Source organism: Bradyrhizobium sp. USDA 4501 (genome assembly GCF_054062115.1).
Map to the genome: position 1 here is coordinate 540,583 of NZ_JBSSEX010000001.1, position 21,358 is coordinate 561,940.

The following is a 21,358-nucleotide window of genomic DNA, read 5'->3' on the forward strand; positions in this document are numbered from 1 at the left end:
TTGTGGACCTCTCCGCGCAGACCAAGCTTCTGCGCCGAACGAGCAGGTATCGCAGCTCCTCTCGAGACGGCTCCCAAATTCCCTGATCGCGGGAGCGCCTGGCAGACCTTCCGCGGCACGAACGCGCAGAATATCAAAATAATGGCATGGCCGCTTGCAAGCCGGCCCGCGACCGCCGTCTTATCAGAAAGCGCACGATTCGTACGCTACCCGCGATCGCAAGAACTTCCGCTTCTTCCCTGCCAAGTCCTTGCTCCAGGATTAATCATTTCGGCTAGGGTGCTCACCCTGGATACGCCCGTGGAATTTTAGAACCACGCACGCCACCTGAGCAGACGCAAACAGAGGCGAACGAGGACTCAAATGATGTTCAACGTCACGCGCCCCGAATTCCTCCTCTATGTCATCGCCGCGTTGACCATTGCAGTGCTATCGCTTGGAACGAACCGTGGATCATGGGGCGAATCTGAAGGTGTCCTTGAGAGACCGGCACGCGATGCAATCCGCAGGCTTTGACGAGAAAAACCTGGGGCGCCGGGCATGCCGACGCAGCCTCGCAGGGACGCGGTACGCTAATTAGGCCTGATGACGCCCCACACGTCGACACCTGCGCGCCAGGCCCGATCCTGCGCTGGCTCTTCCATTTGCCAGCGACGTAAGACGCGAGGTGCGCCTTGGTGTTGCCGAGCATTTGGTTTGCGCCCAGGTAAAGGCCGAAGGCGCGCCAAGCTCGCTCTCGATCCGCCAGACGTGTTCTGGGCTCGCGCATGATCAAGTTGATGGGGCCTCGGCGGTTAGTCTTCACCAGATCGCCGTATTCCTCGCATCAGGGTTGCGTATTCAAGGCCGAGCAATAGGATCAGACGATACAGGCCGTAGCCGGTCGGACAGGCTCCGTAACAGAGCTGCACACCGACAAATCGGCTGGCGATCCGTTCAACGACCCGGCGCATTCTGGTCTCCGACGTGCCGTCGCACGCATCGGCAGGGCGGCGCAGCCCGGGATCAAGCCCGCCGAGACCCAAGCCACGGGCCACAAGGATCCCCGGAGTTGTAGCACGGAATGTGGGGCGGCAGTTGCCGCCCCGAAGTTCGCCGACGCCTCAGGTTATTTGGCTGCTTCCTCTTGCGGCTGCGGCGGTGCCTTGGGCATCGACGTCAGCATACGAATTTTCCACTGGCCATTCTCACGAACATCGAGACTGGTCCAGAAGGCGTTCAATTCCAGAGGATCACCTTTCTCACTCTTGCCGGTTACGCGGGCCTCGCCGGTTCGCATAGCCATGTTCTCCGACAAGAGCTGAACGTCGGTTGTTCTTATTTCCAAGTGATTCATCCCGGCCTTGAACGCTCCTTCATAATATTTCGTGTTGTCAACAATCCCCATTGGCGTAACGCGCAGGTAATTTTTCGCAAAAAGTGAAGTAATGCCTGCAGCATCCTGCTTGTTGAAATACTGCTCATAGGCGGTGCTAATCTTCCCGAGTTCGTCCTTCTGACTTTGATCGAATGCATTTGCAGGAACTGCAGAAAGTAACAGTGAGAAACATACTGCTCCGGATAATTTGCGCATAATGTTCTTCCCTCTGTTGAAGCCTCAGGGATGGAGGCGGAGGCCCGCCTCCATCGCTTGCTTAGTCCGTGATCGCCAGCCTAGACCTTGATGCAGATCAAAGTGCGTCGGCCTGTGGGCGCTTCGCGCAGCACGCGCTCTAACAGCCCACCCACCACGTGCGAAGCTATCTGAGGCACCCACGGTCGTGTTCGTGGCCGAGCCACAGGATCAGGCGATAAAGCCCGTGGCTAGTCGAACCAGCCTCGCACAGAGATGCACACCAACAAGCCGGCTGGCGATCCGTTTAAAGACTCGACGCATGCCGGTCGCCGACGCATCGACCTCACGAAAAAGCGAACCTCTCCTCACCGGCTTGTTTCGGCGATCGCGATGGCATTTTTCAGATTCGCGACGTCGATTCCGACATAGCTTCTCAACAAACTGCCACGGCTCGTCCTCCCATGATGAGGATCGGCTCGGACCGCCCAATTGCCGCAGTGTAGGCGAGCCACCTCTCGGGAAGAGGCGGACCTATGACCTTCCACTCAATAACACGTCCCCGAGTCGCCTCCGAGCCGGCCGCAACTTTCCCCATTGGATTGCCGCCATTGCGTGACCGCCAGCTGCGGCTTGCTCCCGTCCGCCGGCGCGGCCGATAGCCTGCTGCGCTCTTCTTCGAGGAGCTGCGAATGCAGCTTCTGAATCTGGATGTTGCGCTCAAGCAGGGACATTGTTCTTGCTTGAACCTGCTCGGCCAGCGCTTTGCGCAGCGCATTCTCCCGATCGAGCAGATCGGGAAACGGCAATAGCGGTCGGACGAGCTCGGTCGCTTTGATCACACACGACGCTCTCGCGACCGCCTGCGCGATCTGATCCGGAAACGCGTTCCGGCATTCCGCGAGTGCGCCGTTCAGGTTGACCGGTTCCGCCGCCGGTGCCGGCGTCCCTGTCGCCTCCGGCGTCGGCGTCGGTGTCGTTGTCGCCGCTGGTGTCGGCTCTGTGGCCGCTGTTGCCGTCTCCGTTATTGGATCCGGTGCCGGTTTCGCCTCCTTCTCGATGGCCTGGCGAGCGGCCCCGCAACAGGACAGCATGATGCAGAACGAGAGAACGACCAAGCATCTCGCGCGCCTTGCCCAACACTCCCTGGTGCCCGCCTCGATCGGACGCCCGATTGCCACATCGATCACGGCAAGCCCCATCGCGAGCGCCCCACCCTGCCTCCTGCTGATCGGAACATCGAGCAATGGGTCGATCGCGACGGCTCGTTAGCAATGCATGCGAGAGACTGGTTGAGGCGGCACGACAGACACGCCGCCGCGCATCCACACCCGCCCGCTAGAATAAACCATCTGCGTAATGTGGGGACGCAAGGCGGTCTTCCTCTGACGAAATTGGCATCGACCAAAATCTGCATCTGCAAAAAAGTGGTATCTCGAAATATTCCGCCGGCACGAAATGATGCCGCTACACCAGATTGATTTTAGATGTAGTTTTATCGGTGACGCAACTGTCGCCTTGTGACGGCGCGCCGCGCTGCACCATTGTTGGCGTCTACGGCGGCTTTCGTCCGATGCCATTTATTTAGATACTAGGAGATGAGGATCGACGCTGCGCGCAGGCGCTCGGACCGCCGATGCCACCGAATCGCCATCGCAGCCAGCTTTTCTGCGCCGGCGCAAACGGCCGCCTCCTTGTTCAACGACGACCGTGTTGTTTGCGTGGCCGGCCAGCCGCGCACTTTCGATCGTTCTGTTATCAACAGGCGCACGATTCGTATGGCATCCGGGTTGGCGAAAATTTTCACTTTTTCCAGGGCGAGTCCTTGCTCTAGGATCAGTCATTTCAGTTTTGGCGCTCACCCACGATGCGCTCGAGGAATTTTCAGAACCAAAGCGTACAGCACTGATCCGGGCGTCATGGGGATTTGAGATGGCCGATCGCATTGCACTTTTCATTGATGGTGCGAACCTCCACACCACGGTCAAGAACCTCGGCTTCGAAATCGATTTCCGGCGACTGCTCTCGGAGTTCGGCAAGCATGGACAGATCGTCCGCGCCTACTTCTACACGGTCGTGAGAGACGACGACGAGTTCAGCAGCCTTCGGCCGCTGGTGGATTGGCTCGATTACAACGGATATGCGGTCAGGAGAAAGTTAGCCAAAACGCACGATGACGGCGAAGGGCGGCGGCGAATGAAGCGCAGCATCGGCATCGAGCTCGCGGTCGACGCATTGGAAATCGCGCACCGCATCGACCACGCGTACCTGTTCTCCGGCGACGGTGATCTGCGCGCCGTTGTCGAAGCCGTCAGGCGGGCTGGTGTCCGCGTGACGGTCGTTTCCAGCATCCGAACAAAGCCTCCCATGATCGCCGATGAGCTTCGCAGGCAAGCTGACGTCTTCCTCGAACTCGAAACCCTCAGGGCATCGATCGAACGTCCAGCGCACCCGATCGCGCCCGAGTGAAATCGCGGGCGCCTCTTCCGGCGAGGAAGCAAAGCAGCTCTGCTTGTCCGTAAATCACCGAGTTGCGCGAGTCGCGCGCTGACATCACTATCCCCCAAACAACGAAACAGAGGGTAACGCCCATGTGGAGGTCGGTCGGCTGCCTGTTGCTGTTCTTGGCGGCGACGAGCGCCGCGGTCGCCGAACCTTCCCGGTTCACCTGCGACACGCCGCGGGGCAAACGGGTCGAGCTCGGCCCGTCAGGCAAAGGCGGTGACGCCCAGTGGATCGATGACGATCTCGATACGGTCCGGCCCGCCGTCGTGATCGATGGCGACACGTTCACGGTCACCTGGGGGACATCTGTCGCGGCAGAAGGCAAGGGAGGAGCCAAGCTCACGACCTACGTCTTTGCGGCCGCCCGCCGTACCGCCGCGTCGATCTTTGCGACCCGCACGGACGACACCACGGCCGAGATCTTCCGGTTCTATTTTGGCGACAAGTCGCTCTACAAACTAACGAGCCGCCTGGGAGGCCCCTCCGCGGACACCAAGGCCGCGCCCTTCGTTGCAACCTACCTGGCGACCTGTCGCCAGCAGTAGCCGGCTGCCGCCAACCTTAAGATGGGCTTAACTGATCTTTCATGTTCCGGTCCCCGGTGTTGCGGCTCGGCACCAGTTCGCGCGATCACAGAACATCATATAAATCACTGAATTTTAATAAAAATGTTTAGATTTGCGCGCACTGGACCTCGGATGGTTCGGCCCCCACTTAGGGCGCCTGTGTGGCTGAAATGTCATAGGTCGCGGAACTGTCCTTTGTTACCCTTTGGAGGATTCTACATAATATTTTTGTGAGTAGGGGCTGAGATTATGAAGTCGGCATACACGGTCATAGCGTGCCTATGTCTGGCGGCAACGCCAGCATGTGCCGAGGTTTTTTCTATTAATGATGCACTACGCCAGGCCATGCAGACCAACCCGGGTATCGGCGAGGCTTCGGCGAACCGGCGGGCGACGGAAAGCGAGCTGCGGCAAACCCAAAGCACATTGCTGCCGCAGGTGCGCATTGACGCCAGCTACGGCCCGGAAAAATTCGATCAATCGCCGGGCTTCATCACCCCGAACATTCAGGCGGCACCGACCGTGGGCTCAGGACCATGGCGCAATGGCAGCCAGGAATCGGTCGTGGTGCGCCAGCTGCTGTGGGACGGTTTTTCGTCGATCTATGACGTCTGGCGCCAGACCGCGCGGGTCAATGCCGCCGCCTCCCGCGTCAAGGAGAGAACCGAGCTGCTGGCCCTCGACGCCGCCGAAGGCTACATGGACGTCGTCCGCTACATCCGGCTGGTCAGCCTCGCCCAGCAGAACGTCGCCAACCACGAGAAGATCTTTGCAAACGTGAACTCCCGCTTCTCGGGTGGCCGGGCCGGCGAAGGCGACCTGGAGCAAGCGCGGGAGCGCGTCGAAGCTGCCCGTGCGGCACTCGCCGAATTCCAGCGCAGCCTCGATGACGCCCGGGCAAAGTACCGCAAGGTTGTTGGCCTTGAGCCGATCAATGTTCGCTTCCCCGCCCCTCTCGCAGGATTGCCGCACAGCCGCGACGAAGCGCTGGCGACCACCCTCCGATTCAATTCGACGATCGCGGCGGCCCAGTCCGACGCCGACGCCGCCAAGCATGCGTTCAAGGCCACCGACGGCACGTTCGGCCCGAAATTCTATCTCGAGGGACGGGCAACCCATTACGACAACTCCTACCCCTACGTGGCGACCCCCGGGACTCCCTCCATCACGCATGAGGACTACAGCGGCAAGGTCGTCATGTCGTGGGACATCTTCCGCGGCGGCCAGGATGCCTGGAACAGGTCGGAGAAGGCCGAGCGCTATACCGAAGCCACCATGCGCCACGCCCGCCTGCAGCGCGACGCGTATGAGTCGATCGACAAGGCGTGGAATGCCCGTACAATTACGGCTACCCGCATCGGTGCTCTGACCCGTGAGCTGGAAGCAGCCAGGAAGACCATCACGGCGTTCCAGAAGGAATATGAACTCGGCCAGCGTTCGCTGATCGATCTCCTGAACGCGCAGAACCAGTTCTTCAACGCATCGGTCTCGCTCACCTCCGCCCGCAGCGTCGTCGTTTTCGCCGACTACCAGCTGCTGGCCGCGATGGGGACCCTGATTGAGTACCTGAAGGCTCCGCCGCCGGTCGATGCTGCGCCGACGGACATGCTTTCGATTGGCCTGCCCCGCTACTCGTTCCCGACTCTTCGCGTGAACCTCCCGCAAACCGGGTCCGAGCCGCTGCACGTCGCCGTTCCGGCGCCTGTCGCACGTCCTGCCAAGACCTATGCGGCAACCCAGCCGAAGGACGTTGGCTTTGCGGACCGTTTCACCGGTGCGACGACGACCGCAGCGGTGCCCGGTTCAACGGAATGGATGCAGCAGCAAAAGACGGCTGCGGACGGCCCGAACGTGATTTACGCGGATCCGTCGGTCACGGCGAACGCGAGCTCCTATGCGTCGACCAAGCCCCACTGGCTGCTGTCGGCCTTCCCGAGTTCCGCTCGATAGTGACCGCCAACAAGCTCAGGACAGGACTGCCGGAAGGGCCCCAAGTCGGGGCCCTTTCGATTCCTTATTAATCGTTAAGATAAGTTTCGCTGAATTTGTTCGCTGTTTGTTGTAGTCTGCCCGAAATCTAATGCGATTGCTGCATTTCCATTTTGCTTGTCGAGGTTTCAGTTGTTGTTTCGCACCCCCAGCGCGGCGGCCGACGCCGTCCGCCCCTCGCCGGATGACTCAACCTCAAAGCCTGCCGCGACAAACAGGCCACGCGCGCTGGGCGACGATCCCCTCACCGCGTCGTTGACTTATCTCGCCGCCCATCATGGCCGCGCGGTGAGCCGCGAAGCTCTGCTCGGCGGACTTCCGATCACGGACGGACGCTTGTCCGTTTCGCTCTACGAGCGCGCCGCCAGGCGCGCGGGTCTGGAGACCGAGGCCGTCAAGCGCGACATTTCAGACATTCCCGCGCTGGTCCTGCCGGCCGTCCTCGTCATGAAGAACGGCTCTGCGCTGATCCTTCTGGGTGTGGACCCGGCGAACAAGTCGATCAAGGTCGTTGATCCGGCGACGCCGAACAGCCCGCGCGTCGCCGACATCGCCTCGCTCGCCACGGACTATACCGGCTATGCGTTCCTGGTGAGAAGCGCGGCGCAGGCCGATGCGCGCGCCGCCGCCGCAGGCGACATCCCCAAGAGCCACTGGTTCTGGTCGGTGGTGAAGACGCATTGGCGCAGCTACGGGCACATCGCGGTCGCGGCTTTTCTGACCAACATCCTCGCGCTCGCGACGCCGCTGTTCACGATGAGCGTCTATGACCGCGTCATCCCCAACGGGGCAATCCCCTCCCTGATCGCGCTCTCGATCGGCATGGGGCTCGGCATCGTGTTCGATTTCATCTTCCGCATGGTCCGCAGCCGCATGATCGACGTGACCGGCAAGACCATCGACGTCGTGCTGGCCGCAAACATCTTCGAGCACGTGATGTCGGTGAAGATGGCGCAGCGGCCGACTTCGGTTGGCATCCTGGCCAATCAGCTCCGCGACTTCGACTCGGTGCGCGAGTTCTTCACCTCCGGAAGCGTGGTTTCGGCAACCGACCTGCTGTTCGCCATCCTCTTCGTCGGGGTGCTGTTCCTCATCGCCGGACCGCTGGCCTGGATCCCGCTGATCATGCTGCCGCTGGTCATGCTGATCGGCTTTCTGCTGCAGCGTCCGCTCGATCGGGCCATCAAGCGGCTGCAGGCCGAATCCGCCGCCCGGCACGGCGTGCTGGTCGAATCCCTGTCCGGCCTCGAAACCGTGCGCGCGACCGGCGCCGAGGCCCGCATGCAGACCTTGTGGGAACGCTCGGTTGCCGCGACCGCCCGATCCGGCGAGGACGTTCACTTCTGGTCGTCGATGTCGCTGACGAGCGCGAGCACGGCCCAGCAGATCACGAGCCTGCTCCTCGTCATCGTCGGCATTTTCCTGATCCTCGACGGCAAGCTGAGCGTCGGCGCGCTGGTCGCCGCAAACATGCTCGCCGGGCGCGTTCTGGCGCCGATCGCCGGGATCGCCGCGGTGATCACCAAGGGTACGCAGACGATCACGGCCCTCAAGGCGATCGATCGCATCATGTCGATCGAGCGGGAACGCTCGCCGACCCGGTCCTACGTCGCAAGACGAATCGAAGACGGCAAGGTCGCCTTCGAGAACGTATCGTTCGCCTACCCCAACGCGCCGGCTAACGCGCTCGAAAAGGTCAGCTTCAAGATCGAGGGCGGAGAAAGGGTCGGCATCATCGGCAGGGTGGGCTCTGGCAAGACCACGGTCGGCAGGTTGCTGCTCGGATTTTACGAGCCGAAGGAGGGCCGCATCCTGGTCGATGGCGTCGACTCGCGCCAATACGATCCCTCGGACCTGCGCGCCGGCATCGGCTTTGCGATGCAGGATACCGACCTGTTCTTCGGCAAGCTGCGCGACAACATCGCCCTTGGCAAACCGGAAGCGACCGACGAGGAAGTCCTGCTTGCCGCGCGGCTTTCGGGCGTCGAAAGCTTCATCGCCGGTCACCCGATGGGCTATGACATGCCCATCTCGGAAGGCGGCCGCAGCCTGTCGGGCGGCCAGAAGCAGGCCATCGGACTCGCGCGCGTTCTGATCCGCAAGCCTCGCGTGCTCTTTCTCGACGAGCCGACGGCGCACTTCGATATTCGCAGCGAACAGGAGTTCCTTGAGCGGCTCAAGGGCCTCGATGATGATCGCATGACCATCATCATTTCGACCCACCGCCTGTCATTGCTGAACATGGTCGATCGCTTGCTGCTGTTCGACAATGGCCGCCTGGTTGCCGACGGCCCGCGCGACAAGGTGCTCGCTTTGCTCCAGGGCCGGCCGGCGTCCGCGGCCCCGTCGCCGGAGAATACGATTCAGCCGAAATCTGCATAACGAGCAAATACATTATGGCGTCTTCCGATTTCACATTTGCAAATGATATCCGGTCCGCGGCGCTGCTGCGCACGCCGCGCACCTCCCGCATGCTGTTGTGGACGTCGTGCGCGCTCCTTGCGACGTTCTTGATCTGGGCTCATTTTGCCGTGCTGGACGAGGTCAAGCGCGGCAGCGGCCGCGTCGTGCCGTCGCGGCAGATGCAGGTGGTTCAATCGCTCGAAGGCGGGATCGTCGGCGACATCCTGATCCGGGAAGGCGACATCGTGCAGCAGGGCCAGTCCCTGATGCGGATCGATGATACGAAATTCGCTTCCGAGTTCGGCGAAATCCGCGAGCGCCGTGCGGCGATGGCGGCGCGGGTGGCCCGCCTCGACGCCGAGGCGCGCGGCCGAGCCGAGATCGCCTTCCCGGATGATCTCGACAAGATGGTTCCCGCCGCCGTCGCGACCGAGACCAGCGTGTTCAAGATGCGGGGTCAGAAGGTCGCGCAGGACATCGACGTCCTCAACCAGCAGGTCACTCGCCTCACCGGCTCCCTCAAACTCCTGGAGCGCGAGCAGACCCTGACGCGCAGGCTGTATGAGCAGAAGGTCGTGCCCGAGATCGAGATGCTGCGACTTGATCGGCAGGCAACCGAGATGAAGGGACAGCTGGCCGAAGCGCAGTCGAAGATCGCGAACATCACCGCGTCGTTCCGTTCACAGGCCGACGAGGACCTGGCCAAATCGCGCGCCGACCTCGCCGTGCTCGACGAGAATATCAAGTCCGCCCAGGACCGGGTGCGCCGCACGGACCTGAAGGCGCCGGTCCACGGCATCGTCAACAAACTGAACATCAGTACCATCGGTGCCGTCGTACAGCCGGGCGCCAACCTGATGGACATCGTGCCGCTGGACGACACGTTGCTGGTGGAAGGCCGGATTCGTCCCCAGGACATCGCGTTTATCCGTCCCGACCAGGACGCGGTGGTGAAGATCAGCGCCTATGATTCCTCGGTCTACGGATCACTGAAGGGCAAGGTCGAACGCATCAGCGCCGACACCATCGTCGACGACAAGGCGGAAAAGACCGAACGCCAGGAGACCTTCTACCGGGTCATGGTGCGTACCGATAAGAACCATCTCGGCACCGAGCAGCATCCGCTGCCGATCATTCCGGGCATGGTGACCACGGTCGAGGTCCTGACCGGCGAGAAATCCGTGCTGGACTACATCGTGAAGCCTGCTCGCCTGCTGCGTGACGAGGCGCTGCGCGAACGGTGATCGGGACCACGGTGGCCGTGGTTAACCAGTCGTAACCTCGGTTCGTTCAATTTCGAACGAACCGGCAATCCCGGATTGACCGCCTTTTCGACATTCGAGGTGGCGCCCCCCTCCACTTAACTCCGCTTAAGCGGCCAAGGCGCCAGTTTGCGTCCCGATAACAGCGGGGACGCAGATCGACGCACAGACGTTGACGGTCCCCGACATTGGGGACGTCATATGAAGTCGCTGAAGTTTGCTTCGTCGGCGGTCATGGCCGCGGCTGCACTGACAATAGGTCTTTGCGCCATGCCTGCCGCGTTTGCCGCGGACGAGCTCACTCTCGGAAAACCCGCCGGCGAGCTCGCGCCCGCTGCGGACGCCGCGTCGAACCGCCCGCCTGCCACCTTCTTCACCATCGCCGACGTCCTGGCCAAGCTCGACCGGCAGCACGGCCGGGGTCCGAACGCCATTCGCACCGCCTCGCTCACGCCGCCAAACACCGCGACCGACGCGGTGCCTGCGGCAAAGCCGCTTCCGCCTGTCGGCGCCGAGCCGTTTGGCCTGTTCACCTTCCGCGCACCGGAAAACGGCCTGTGGCGCAAATGGCGCGGCCTCGAATCCGATCTCGCAAAGGAGCAGAGCGTTCTCGCGCAATGCCGCGAGAACGCGGCCGCCTGCCCGTCGCAGGCCGCGCAATTCCTTCGTCTGATCGGCGCGGTCAAGTCCAAGGCCGGACGCGACCGGCTGGATGAGGCCAACCGCGCCGTCAACCAGGCGATCCGCTATGTCAGCGACTTCGCCCAGCACGGCGAGGCCGACCGCTGGACTGCGCCGCTCGCCACCTTCGCGACCGGCAAGGGCGACTGCGAGGATTATGCGATCGCAAAATACATCGCGCTCAGCGAAGCCGGCTTCCCGCGCGAGGATCTGCGCCTGGTGCTGGGCCGCGATCGCGCCATCCGCCAGGATCATGCCGTGCTGGCGGCGCGCCTGGACGGCCATTGGTTGATCCTGGACAGCCGCCGCTCCGAACTGATTGATGACGGCGAGCTCGGCAACTTCACACCGATGTTCGCGATCAACGACCGCGGCGTGCAGCTGTTTGCGGCACCTTACGCCAAGCGGCTCCCGCTCGGCGATGAGCTCGACGCGGCGCCGGCGGCCGCCAATGCCGCGGAGACCGAATGGACCGGCGTGGAAGCGCTGGACGCGGCAAGCCCGCTCTTGGGCTTCCTGCCCGTGCTGATGTGATTGCGCGCAAGAAAGGCGACAATTCAATCAATAAAAATCCGCGGAGAGGTCTCCGCGGATTTTCGATTTTGCTGCAAGCCTAGCCTAGAAAATATGAACGTTCGTGGCCGCCGGCAAGCCGGTGCTCACATGTGCGAGGTCCACCTTGTCGGAGCCGGTGCCATTTGCCGAGTACCAGAGCTCATGGGTCGTATTGTTGAAGAAGAATTTGTTCGTGCTTGCGCTTTCGTTCCAGGCGCTCGCGTTGTTCTCGGTCCCGCCGGTGACTGCCGATGACGTGAATTGACCAGCCGTAAGGGCGTTTGAAACGCCCGTCGGCAGGCTCAGACCGGCCACGTCGAGAAGGAGCGTATCACCGCTGTTGAAATCACTGATGATATCGTGGGCGCTGAGATTGAGAACAAACTTGTCGTCCCCACCATTGCCAGTGAGCGTCTCGTTGGTTGGTCCGGCGACAATGACATCATTGCCGGCCGTGCCCAGCAGGGTCGCGGTGCCATTGATGTTGATACTGATAGTGCTCGACGCAGTGTCGCCGTCACCGTCAATCGTCGACACGTTGAAGCTCAGATCCTCGGAGACGTTCGTGGTGGACGAAACTCCGACGCCAACCAGGTCGACCTTGCCGCTGCCTGTCACGTCCGTGAACTGGACAGTGTAGAGCTGCAGGCCGGCCGGCGCTGTGGGCGTCGACCATTCGGTGGCGACCGTGGTGTGGGTGGAAGGATCGAAATCACCGGAGACCGATGTGATCGAGGCGGCGTGCACTCCGTCCCAATAGGAGACGACGTAGTGAATGTCGTCGCCGGCTTTGTAACCGCTGAACGTGTAGTTCGCGACCGATTCGTGTGCTGGAGGATGGAACCCCGCGTTGCCGCCGGGGCTGGCGCTTGCGCCGTCCGTGAAGTCAAACAGCAGCTTTTCGTTGGGATCGAAGTTGTTGTTGCCGACGCCCCAACCATTGGTCGATCCGTTCACGCTGCCTTGAGCACCGCCGGAGGCCGTGCCCGAAATAACCGCCAGCTGATCGGTGCTCGAGGAAAGAATCTGCTCTTGCGAGGGTCCCGAGCCGAAGGCGGATGAACTGCCGACATTCTGGATCGTTGTCTCCGTGAATGGCTGAAGCAATGTGAACAGGTAGTGACCGGTTGTGTCATCCAGAGTCAGCGTGAAGATATTATTCGCTGCCGATGGGGCCGCACCGATATAGGCCGTCAAATTCTGTCCAAATGCGTCGATGGAATAGTGCACGGCCTGGCCATTGAACGTCAGGCCGGCCGGCGCCGTGTTTCCAGTCAAGGTGAAGTCATATGCGCCAAAACCATCGGCGCCGGAGAACACGGGTAGGTTACCTAGCACGGACATTCCCGCGTAATCGGCAATGATTCCATGCTCGATCGTGCCGAAACTCGGGCCGTCGTCGAGGAAGCTGATATGAGTGCTGATGTCGGCGGTGGCCGTCACATGATCGCCATCGGCGTCCGTCAACGTGACCGTCGCGCCGATCTTGCCGGCCGTCATCGTCAGCAGATCGTTCGGACTGGCGGTGCTGTTGTGGTGGAGCGAGAGATAGTCCGCCACATAGAGCTGACCGGTGATCGGATCGATGGCGATCGCGAACGCCGTTTGGCCCGTCAGGCTGGGGTTGGCGGCATCGTTGCCCACAGTACCGATGATCCGGCCGCTGGCATCCAGCGACAGCTCGATCCCTGTGCCATCCGTCAATGTCAGGCCTGACGCAGCGCTGAGGACGCTCAACGCATAGGTCGTAGACCCCGCGCCGTCAGAGCCGAAGCTGCCCCCGGCCACCGTCAGGATGCTGCTCGCGCCCGTCGAGGCAAAGCTGAGCGCGCCGTTGTCAAGCGACGCTGCCGACACATCGGTGTCGACGCCCTTGTTCGCAACCGTGCTGAACAGCGCGGCGACAGTGCTGGCGGCACCGTTGAACGTGATCGCAGTGGAGCCGAGCACGTCGCTCGCGCCGCCGGTGGTCTGCACGCCGGGCGTCTCGTCCACGCCGATCGTAGCTGCGCTGACCGTCGCTGTCGGCGCCGTCGGGCCGCTGTCCTGGATTGTGAACACGCCGGTGCCGAGGTCGAGCGGCGTCGACACGCTGTCGCCGTCGGCATCGACGATGGTCTGCACCACCTGCAGCAGGTTGGCGCTCGAGAGCGTCAGCGTCGCGGCATCGTCCGGATTGTTCGGATCGGAGTGCCAGATGTTGTTGACCTGGGTGAAGGTCACGATTCCGGTTGCGGGATCAATGGCGATCGTAAAGTAGGTCGTGCCGTTCGCCGAACCGGTGATCGTGTTGCCGGACTGGTTGAGCACGATTTGTGCGCCCTGTCCGATAGCATCGCCGTCGCCGGCAGTCTTGTCGGTCGCATCGAGCGCATAGAGGCCGGAGGCCACGTTCGAGCCCGTCAGCTTCAGCGTGTAGGTCGTCGAACCAGCACCGTCGCTGCCATAGCTACCGCCGGTGAAGTTGTCGGAGAAGTTCGCCGTCACGGAAACAACCCCGTTCGGCGCCGTGCCGCCCGCGGTGTCGGTGCCAACAGGACGCGTCTCGTCGAGCACGAGCGTGTCGGTCGGGCCGGTCACCGTGCCGGCGGTCGGACCGCTGTCCTGGATCGTGAACACGCCGGTGCCGAGGTTCAGCGACGTCGAAACGCTGTCGCCGTCCGCATCGGTGATGGTCTGCACCACCTGCAGCAGATTGGCAGCCGACAGCGTCAGCGTCGCCGCATCGTCCGGGTTGGTCGGATCGGAGTGCCAGATATTGTTAAGCTGAGCAAAGGTCACGATGCCGGTCGAAGGATCGATCGTGATCGTGAAGTAGTTGGTGCCGCCAACCGAGCCGGTGATGGTGTTGCCGACCTGGTTCAGCAGAATCTGCGCACCCTGTCCGATACCATCGCCGTCGCCGGCGGTCTTGTCGGTCGGATCGAGCGCATAGAGGCCGGAGGCCACGTTCGCACCGGTGAGCTTCAGCGTATACGTCGTGCTGCCAGCACCGTCGCTGCCGTAGCCGCCGCCGGTGAAGTTGTTGGAGAAATCCGCCGTCACGGTGTCGAGCCCGGTCGGCGCTGTGCCGCCCGCGGTGTCACTGCCGACAGGACGCGTCTCGTCCAGCACGAGCGTATCGGTCGGACCGGTCACCGTACCTGCCGTCGGGCCGCTGTCCTGGATCGTGAACACGCCGGTGCCGAGGTTGAGCGGTGTCGTCACGCTGTCGCCGTCCGCATCCGTGATGGTCTGCACCACCTGCAGCAACTCAGGGCGCGTCAGTGTCAGCGTCGCCGCATCGTCCGGGTTGTTCGGATCGGAGTGCCAGATGTTGTTGACCTGCGTGAACGTCACGATCCCGGTCGTCTCATTGATGGTGATCGTGAAGTAGGTCGTGCCGTTCGCCGAGCCGGTGATGGTGTCACCGACCTGGTTGAGCACGATCTGCGTTCCCTGTCCGATGCCGTCGCCGTCACCGGCGGTCTTGTCGGTCGGATCGAGCGCATAGAGGCCGGAGGCCACGTTCAAGCCCGTCAGCTTCAGCGTGCAGGTCGTCGACCCAGCACCATCGCTGCCGTAGCTGCCGGCGGTGAAGTTATTGGAGAAGTCCGCCGTCACGGTGTCGAGCCCGGTCGGCGCTGTGCCGCCTGCGGTGTCGCTGCCAACGGGACGGGTCTCGTCCAGCACCAAGGTGTCGGTCGGGCCGGTTACCGTGCCCGCGGTCGGACCGCTGTCCTGGATCGTGAACACGCCGGTGCCGACGTTGATCGGCGTCGTCACGCTGTCGCCGTCCGCATCGGTGATGGTCTGCACCACCTGCAGCAGGTTCGCGGCCGACAGGGTCAGCGTCGCGGCATCGTCCGGATTGGTCGGATCGGAGTGCCAGATATTGTTGACCTGGGTGAACGTCACGATCCCGGTCGTCTCGTTGATCGTGATCGTGAAGTAGGTCGTGCCGTTCGCCGAGCCGGTGATGGTGTCACCGACCTGGTTGAGCACGATCTGCGTACCTTGGCCGAAATGGGTTGGGTCGGTGTCGGTCGGATCCAGCGCATAGAGGCCGGAGGCGACGTTCGCACCGGTCAGCTTCAGCGTGTAGGTCGTCGACCCAGCACCATCACTACCGTAGCTGCCGGCGGTGAAGTTGTTGGAGAAGTCCGCCGTCACGGTGTCGAGCCCGGTCGGCGCCGTGCCGCCGGCAGTATCCGTTCCGGTGGGACGGGTCTCGTCCAGCACCAAGGTGTCGGTCGGGCCGGTCACCGTGCCCGCGGTCGGACCGCTGTCCTGGATCGTGAACACACCGGTGCCGACGTCGAGCGGCGTCGTCACGCTGTCGCCGTCCGCGTCGGTGATGGTCTGCACCACCTGCAGCAGATTGGCCGCCGACAGCGTCAGCGTCGCAGAATCGTCCGGATTGGTCGGATCGGAGTGCCAGATATTGTTGACCTGGGTGAACGTCACGATCCCGGTCGTCTCGTTGATCGTGATCGTGAAGTAGGTCGTGCCGTTCGCCGAGCCGGTGATGGTGTCACCGACCTGGTTGAGCACGATCTGCGTACCCTGCCCGAAATGGGTCGGGTCGGTGTCGGTCGGATCGAGCGCATAGAGGCCGGAGGCCACGTTCACGCCGGTCAGCTTCAGCGTGTAGGACGTGTTGCCCGCACCATCGCTGCCGTAGTTGCCGCCGGTGAAGTTGTTGGAGAAGTCCGCCGTCACGGTATCGAGCCCGGTCGGCGCCGTGCCGCCTGCGGTGTCGCTGCCAACAGGACGGGTCTCGTCCAGCACCAAAGTGTCGGTCGGACCTGTCACCGTGCCCGCCGTCGGGCCGCTATCCTGGATCGTGAACACGCCGGTGCCGACGTCGAGCGGCGTTGTCACGCTGTCGCCGTCCGCGTCGGTGATGGTCTGCACCACCTGCAGCAGATTGGCAGCCGACAGCGTCAGCGTCGCAGAATCGTCCGGATTGGTCGGATCGGAATGCCAGATGTTGTTGAGCTGGGTGAAGGTGACGATACCGGTCGAGGGGTCGATCGTGATCGTGAAGTAATCGGTGCCGCCGACCGAGCCGGTGATGGTGTTGCCGACCTGGTTCAGCAGAATCTGCGCGCCCTGCCCGATGCCATCGCCGTCGGCGGTGGTCGTGTCGGTCGCTTCGAGCGCAAAGAGGCCGGACGCCACGTTGGCACCGGTCAGCTTCAGCGTGTAGGTCGTGTTGCCCGCACCGTCGCTGCCATAGCTGCCGGCTGAGAAGTTGTTCGAGAAGTCTGCCGTCACGGTGTCGAGGCCGGTCGGCGCCGTGCCGCCCGCCGTATCCGTGCCGACGGGACGGGTCTCGTCCAGAACCAACGTATCCGCCGCCGCGATCACTGTGCCGGCGGTCGGGCCGCTGTCCTGGATTGTGAACACACCGGAGCCGAGGTTGAGCGACGTCGTCACGCTGTCGCCGTCGGCATCGGTGATGGTCTGCACCAATTGCAGGATTTCCGGACGCGACAGCGTCAGCGTCGCGGCGTCATCCGGGTTGGTCGGATCGGAGTGCCAGATGTTGTTGAGCTGGGTGAAGGTCACGATCCCGGTCGAGGGATCGATAGCGATCGTGAAGTAATCGGTGCCGCCGACCGAGCCGGTGATCGTGTTGCCGACCTGATTCAGCAGAATTTGCGCACCCTGCCCGAAATGGGTCGGGTCGGTGTCGGTCGGATCCAGCGCATACAGGCCGGACGCGACATTGGCGCCGGTGAGCTTCAGCGTGTAGGCCGAATTGCCCGGGCCATCGCTGCCATAGCTGCCGCCGGCGAAGCCGTTCGAGAAATCCGCCGTGACGCTGGCAAGGCCGGTCGGCGCCGTGCCGCCTGCGGTGTCGGTGCCGGCAGGCCGCGTCTCGTCGAGCACGAGCGTGTCCGTTGCGCCGGACAGCGCGCTCGCCGTCGGGCCGCTGTCCTGAATGGTGAACACACCGGTGCCGACATCGAGCGGCGTCGACACGTGGTCGCCGTCCGCATCGGTGATGGTCTGCACCACCTGCAGCAGGTTGGCCGCCGACAGCGTCAGCGTCGCAGAATCGTCCGGGTTGGTCGGATCGGAATGCCAGATGTTGTTGAGCTGGGTGAACGTCACGATGCCGGTCGTCTCGTCGATCGTGATCGTGAAGTAGTTGGTGCCGCCAGCCGAGCCGGTGATGGTGTCACCGACCTGGTTCAGCAGAATCTGCGCACCCTGCCCGAAATGGGTCGGATCGGTGTCGGTCGGATCCAGCGCATAAAGGCCGGAGGCGACGTTGGCGCCGGTCAGCTTCAGCGTGTAGGCCGTGTTGCCCGCACCGTCGCTGCCATAATTGCCGCCGGTGAAGTTGTTGGAGAAGTCCGCCGTCACGGTATCGAGGCCGGTCGGCGCGGTGCCGCCTGCGGTGTCGGTGCCGACAGGCCGCGTCTCGTCCAGCACAAGGGTGTCGGTCGGACCTGTCACCGTGCCCGCCGTCGGGCCGCTGTCCTGGATCGTGAACACACCGGTGCCGACATCGAGCGGCGTCGACACGCTGTCGCCGTCCGCATCGGTGATGGTCTGCACCACCTGAAGCAGGTTCGCGCCCGACAGGGTCAGCGTCGCGGCGTCATCCGGGTTGGTCGAATCGGCGTGCCAGATGTTGTTGAGCTGGGTGAACGTCACGATCCCGGTCGTCTCGTCGATCGTGATCGTGAAGTAGGTGGTCCCGCCGACCGAGCCGGTGATGGTGTCACCGGATTGGTTCAGCACGATCTGCGCACCTTGGCCGAAGTGGGTCGGGTCGGTGTCGGTCGGATCGAGCGCATAGAGACCGGAGGCCACATTCACGCCGGTTAGCTTCAGCGTGTAGGCCGTGTTGCCCGCGCCGTCGCTGCCGTAGCTGCCGGCCGAGAAGTTGTTGGAGAAGTCCGCCGTGACGGTGTCGAGGCCGGTCGGCGTGGCGCCGCCCGCAGTGTCGGTGCCGACAGGACGGGTTTCGTCCAGCACCAACGTATCCGCCGCCGCGATCACCGTGCCGGCGCTCGGGCCGCTGTCCTGGATCGTGAACACGCCGGTGCCGACATCGAGCGGCGTCGTCACGCTGTCGCCGTCGGCATCGACGATGGTCTGCACCACCTGCAGCAGATTGGCGCCAGACAGCGTCAGCGTCGCGGCGTCATCCGGGTTGGTCGGATCGGAGTGCCAGATGTTGTTGAGCTGGGTGAACGTCACGATCCCGGTCGAGGGGTCGATCGTGATCGTGAAGTAATTGGTGCCGCCAGCCGAGCCGGTGATGGTGTTGCCGACCTGGTTCAGCAGAATCTGCGCACCCTGCCCGATGCCGTCGCCGTCGGCGGTGGTCGTATCGGTCGCATCAAGTGCGTACAGACCGGACGTCACATTCGCGCCGGCGAGGTTCAGCGTGTAGGTCGTGTGGCCCGGGCCGTCGCTGCCATAGCTGCCGGGCGTGAAGTTGTTGGAGAAGTCTGCCGTCACGGAATCAAGGCCGGTCGGCGCCGTGCCGCCCGCGGTGTCGCTGCCGGCAGGACGCGTTTCGTCCAGCACCAGGGTATCGGTCGCGCCGGTCACCGTGCCGGCGGTCGGGCCGCTGTCCTGGATCGTGAACACACGGGTGCCGACATCGAGCGGCGTCGACACGCTGTCGCCGTCCGCGTCGGTGATGGTCTGCACCACCTGCAGCAGGCTGGGGCTCGACAGCGTTAGCGTTGCCGGATCGTCCGGATTCTTCGGATCAGAATGCCAGACGTTGTTCGACTGCGTGAAGGTGACGATCCCGGTCGACGGATCAATCGTGATGGTGAAATACGTCGTCCCGCCGGCCGAGCCGGTGATCGTGTTGCCGGACTGGTTGAGGACGATCTGCGCGCCCTGTCCGATACCGTCGCCGTCAGCAGTGGTCGTGTCGGTCGGATCCAGCGCGTAGAGACCCGAGGCCACGTTCGAGCCGGTGAGCTTCAGCGCGTAGGCCGTATGGCCGGGTCCGTCGCTGCCGTAGCTGCCGGACGTGAAGTCGTGGGAGAAGTCCGCCGTCACGCTGGCAAGCCCGCTCGGCGCAAAGCCGCCCGGCGTGTCGCTGCCGACCGGGCGCGACTCGTCCAGCACCAGCGTTTCCGCCGGCCCTTCCTTCTCGATCACCGTGCCGGCCGTCGGACCGCTGTCCTGAATTGTGAACACGCCGCCACCGAGGTTGATCGGCGTTGCCACGCTGTCGCCGTCCACGTCAGTGATGGTCTGCACCACCTGCAGCAGGCTGGCGCTGGAGAGGGTCAACGTCGCCGCGTCATCCGGGTTGGTCGGATCGGCATGCCAGATATTGTTGACCTGGGTGAAGGTCACGATCCCGGTCGTCTCGTTGATCGTGATTGTGAAGTAGGTCGTGCCGTTCGCCGAGCCGGTGATGGTGTCACCGGACTGGTTCAGCACGATCTGCGCACCCTGCCCGAAATGGGCCGGGTTGGTGTCGGTCGGATCCAGCGCATAGAGGCCCGAGGCCACGTTCGTGCCGGTGAGATGCAGCGTGTAGGCAGTGCTGCCGGCGCCGTCGGCGCCGTAGCTGCCGCCGGTGAAGTTGTTGGAGAAGTCAGCCGTCACGCTGGCGAGGCCGGTCGGCGTCGTGCCGCCCGCGGTGTCGCTGCCGACAGGACGCGTTTCGTCCAGCACCAGCGTGTCGGTCGCGCCGGTCACCGTGCCCGCCACCGGACCATCGTCAAGGATCGTCAGATGCGAGCCGACATCGACGCTCGCACTTGCCGACTGATTGTTGTTGTCAGTCACGGTGGCGGTCAGCGTGATCAGACCCGATGCCAGCGTGATCCCTTCATTGAAGTTGCCCGGTGTTGCCTCATGAACCGCGCGCAGATCGGTCAGCGTCACATGACCCGCGGCGTCAACCGAGACCGTGAGGACCAGATCGCCACTGATCGCCGTGCGCCCTTCCACGACGCCGGCCGCGTTGACCGTCAGCAGAACGTGCTGACCGGTCGCCGAATCGATCAGACCGGAATCTTCGTTCGGGGTCGTGACCGACAGCGCATAGGTCAGCAACTGCTGGCCGCCCGGTACCGTGACGTTGAACGACACCTGCACAGACGCGACCGTTGCCCCTGCGGGTCCGAGCCCCGAACCGGCGACACCATGGTTGGTGGCCGCGGTCAGGAAGCTCTCGTCGACAATCAGCGCCGACAGGGGGTTGCCGGAAATGGTCGGAGGCGGAGCAATGCCCAGCACGAAGCCGGTCGGCGGCACAGGGGTCACGAGGTTCGGCAACTCTTCCTGCGGCGCCAACACGTTGGTCGGCACAGGAGCTAACGGATCAATCGCGAACGGACTGAAATTCGCGCCGCTCGCCTGCGCGTTGCCGTTCGAGTTGCCGCCATTGTCGGCCGCCGGCAACACGGAGGCGTCCGTGCTGATCGGAAAAAGGGTCGCGAACTCCTGGACCGAGACCTCGCGCCCCGGCGCCATCTCGATCGTGACATTCTTCAGTCCATCCGCACGGGAGTCGAAGAACGGCTCAACCGTGACGGTCGACTGGTTGTCGAACAGGATTATCAGCTTTTCGCCGACGTGAACCAGCGTGATCTTTTCATTGGCGATCGACGAAAAGTCGACCTTCACCTTCTGGTCGTATCCAAGATTGACGACCACCGCCTGATCGGTCAGCGGCTTGGTCAGCTTGTAAATTCGTACGGGAGCCGAATTGGTGGAATTGCCGGTGCCGGTTGCCTGAGCGACCTGAAACGAACCCTGCATTATCAACTCCGCAAAATGCGATTAGAGGAAAAGTTGTAGAAAAATTTAGTTTTAGGCTATTGTTAACCCTCCCCGCGGTCAAGAAATGTATTTGGTTAATCAAT

Annotated in this window: 11 protein-coding genes; 7 read left to right on the plus strand and 4 right to left on the minus strand. The window is 63.0% G+C overall.

Annotated features, from left to right (window positions below):
- Window positions 1–363 precede the first annotated feature (363 nt).
- Window positions 364–516, plus strand: coding sequence for a hypothetical protein (locus ACVWZM_RS02630; protein ID WP_168859126.1), 153 nt, complete (start codon window positions 364–366; stop codon window positions 514–516).
- Between the two features lie 592 nt (window positions 517–1,108).
- Here the strand turns inward: ACVWZM_RS02630 and ACVWZM_RS02635 are convergent.
- The 3 genes from ACVWZM_RS02635 to ACVWZM_RS02645 all read right to left on the minus strand — a co-directional run bounded on the left by ACVWZM_RS02635 (window position 1,109) and on the right by ACVWZM_RS02645 (window position 3,359).
- Window positions 1,109–1,573 carry a nuclear transport factor 2 family protein gene (locus ACVWZM_RS02635; RefSeq protein WP_076826199.1) on the minus strand — a complete coding sequence of 155 codons (465 nt, stop codon included), beginning with the start codon at window positions 1,571–1,573 and terminating at the stop codon, window positions 1,109–1,111.
- A 527-nt stretch (window positions 1,574–2,100) separates the two neighbouring features.
- The gene (locus tag ACVWZM_RS02640) at window positions 2,101–2,670 is read right to left on the minus strand and encodes a hypothetical protein (protein ID WP_456848368.1); all 570 of its coding nucleotides are present in this window, start codon (window positions 2,668–2,670) and stop codon (window positions 2,101–2,103) included.
- A gap of 473 nt (window positions 2,671–3,143) precedes the next feature.
- Window positions 3,144–3,359 (minus strand): hypothetical protein, encoded by a 216-nt coding sequence (locus ACVWZM_RS02645; RefSeq protein WP_168859128.1) that lies wholly within the window; start codon window positions 3,357–3,359, stop codon window positions 3,144–3,146.
- Window positions 3,360–3,484: 125 nt separating this feature from the next.
- Here ACVWZM_RS02645 and ACVWZM_RS02650 point away from each other — a divergent pair, with 125 nt between their 5' ends.
- The 6 genes from ACVWZM_RS02650 (at window position 3,485) to ACVWZM_RS02675 (ending at window position 11,492) form a co-directional block, all read left to right on the plus strand.
- Entirely contained in the window at window positions 3,485–4,021 is a 537-nt protein-coding gene (locus tag ACVWZM_RS02650; RefSeq protein WP_456815942.1) for a LabA-like NYN domain-containing protein, read from the plus strand.
- 122 nt (window positions 4,022–4,143) lie between these two features.
- Entirely contained in the window at window positions 4,144–4,602 is a 459-nt protein-coding gene (locus ACVWZM_RS02655; protein ID WP_076826195.1) for a hypothetical protein, read from the plus strand.
- Between the two features lie 270 nt (window positions 4,603–4,872).
- Window positions 4,873–6,573: a TolC family outer membrane protein gene (locus ACVWZM_RS02660; RefSeq protein WP_057017074.1), complete on the plus strand. Its 1,701-nt coding sequence runs from the start codon at window positions 4,873–4,875 to the stop codon at window positions 6,571–6,573.
- A gap of 267 nt (window positions 6,574–6,840) precedes the next feature.
- A complete protein-coding gene (locus ACVWZM_RS02665; RefSeq protein WP_456856608.1) occupies window positions 6,841–8,994 on the plus strand; it encodes a type I secretion system permease/ATPase in 2,154 nt (717 codons plus the stop codon).
- Between the two features lie 14 nt (window positions 8,995–9,008).
- Window positions 9,009–10,259 (plus strand): HlyD family type I secretion periplasmic adaptor subunit, encoded by a 1,251-nt coding sequence (locus ACVWZM_RS02670; RefSeq protein ID WP_076826192.1) that lies wholly within the window; start codon window positions 9,009–9,011, stop codon window positions 10,257–10,259.
- Between the two features lie 219 nt (window positions 10,260–10,478).
- Entirely contained in the window at window positions 10,479–11,492 is a 1,014-nt protein-coding gene (locus ACVWZM_RS02675) for a transglutaminase-like cysteine peptidase (RefSeq protein ID WP_168859129.1), read from the plus strand.
- An 84-nt stretch (window positions 11,493–11,576) separates the two neighbouring features.
- On the opposite strand, the gene ACVWZM_RS02680 is transcribed toward ACVWZM_RS02675, so the two are convergent.
- Entirely contained in the window at window positions 11,577–21,254 is a 9,678-nt protein-coding gene (locus ACVWZM_RS02680; protein ID WP_456851748.1) for a DUF5801 repeats-in-toxin domain-containing protein, read from the minus strand.
- Window positions 21,255–21,358 lie beyond the last annotated feature (104 nt).

What these genes read in the sequence shown, in the direction of transcription:
- ACVWZM_RS02680 (WP_456851748.1), bottom strand. Translation starts at nt 21,254, where the DNA reads ATGCAGGGTTCGTTTCAGGTCGCTCAGGCAACCGGCACCGGCAATTCC.
- ACVWZM_RS02660 (WP_057017074.1), top strand. Translation starts at nt 4,873, where the DNA reads ATGAAGTCGGCATACACGGTCATAGCGTGCCTATGTCTGGCGGCAACG.
- ACVWZM_RS02650 (WP_456815942.1), top strand. Translation starts at nt 3,485, where the DNA reads ATGGCCGATCGCATTGCACTTTTCATTGATGGTGCGAACCTCCACACC.
- ACVWZM_RS02655 (WP_076826195.1), top strand. Translation starts at nt 4,144, where the DNA reads ATGTGGAGGTCGGTCGGCTGCCTGTTGCTGTTCTTGGCGGCGACGAGC.
- ACVWZM_RS02670 (WP_076826192.1), top strand. Translation starts at nt 9,009, where the DNA reads ATGGCGTCTTCCGATTTCACATTTGCAAATGATATCCGGTCCGCGGCG.
- ACVWZM_RS02635 (WP_076826199.1), bottom strand. Translation starts at nt 1,573, where the DNA reads ATGCGCAAATTATCCGGAGCAGTATGTTTCTCACTGTTACTTTCTGCA.
- ACVWZM_RS02675 (WP_168859129.1), top strand. Translation starts at nt 10,479, where the DNA reads ATGAAGTCGCTGAAGTTTGCTTCGTCGGCGGTCATGGCCGCGGCTGCA.
- ACVWZM_RS02630 (WP_168859126.1), top strand. Translation starts at nt 364, where the DNA reads ATGATGTTCAACGTCACGCGCCCCGAATTCCTCCTCTATGTCATCGCC.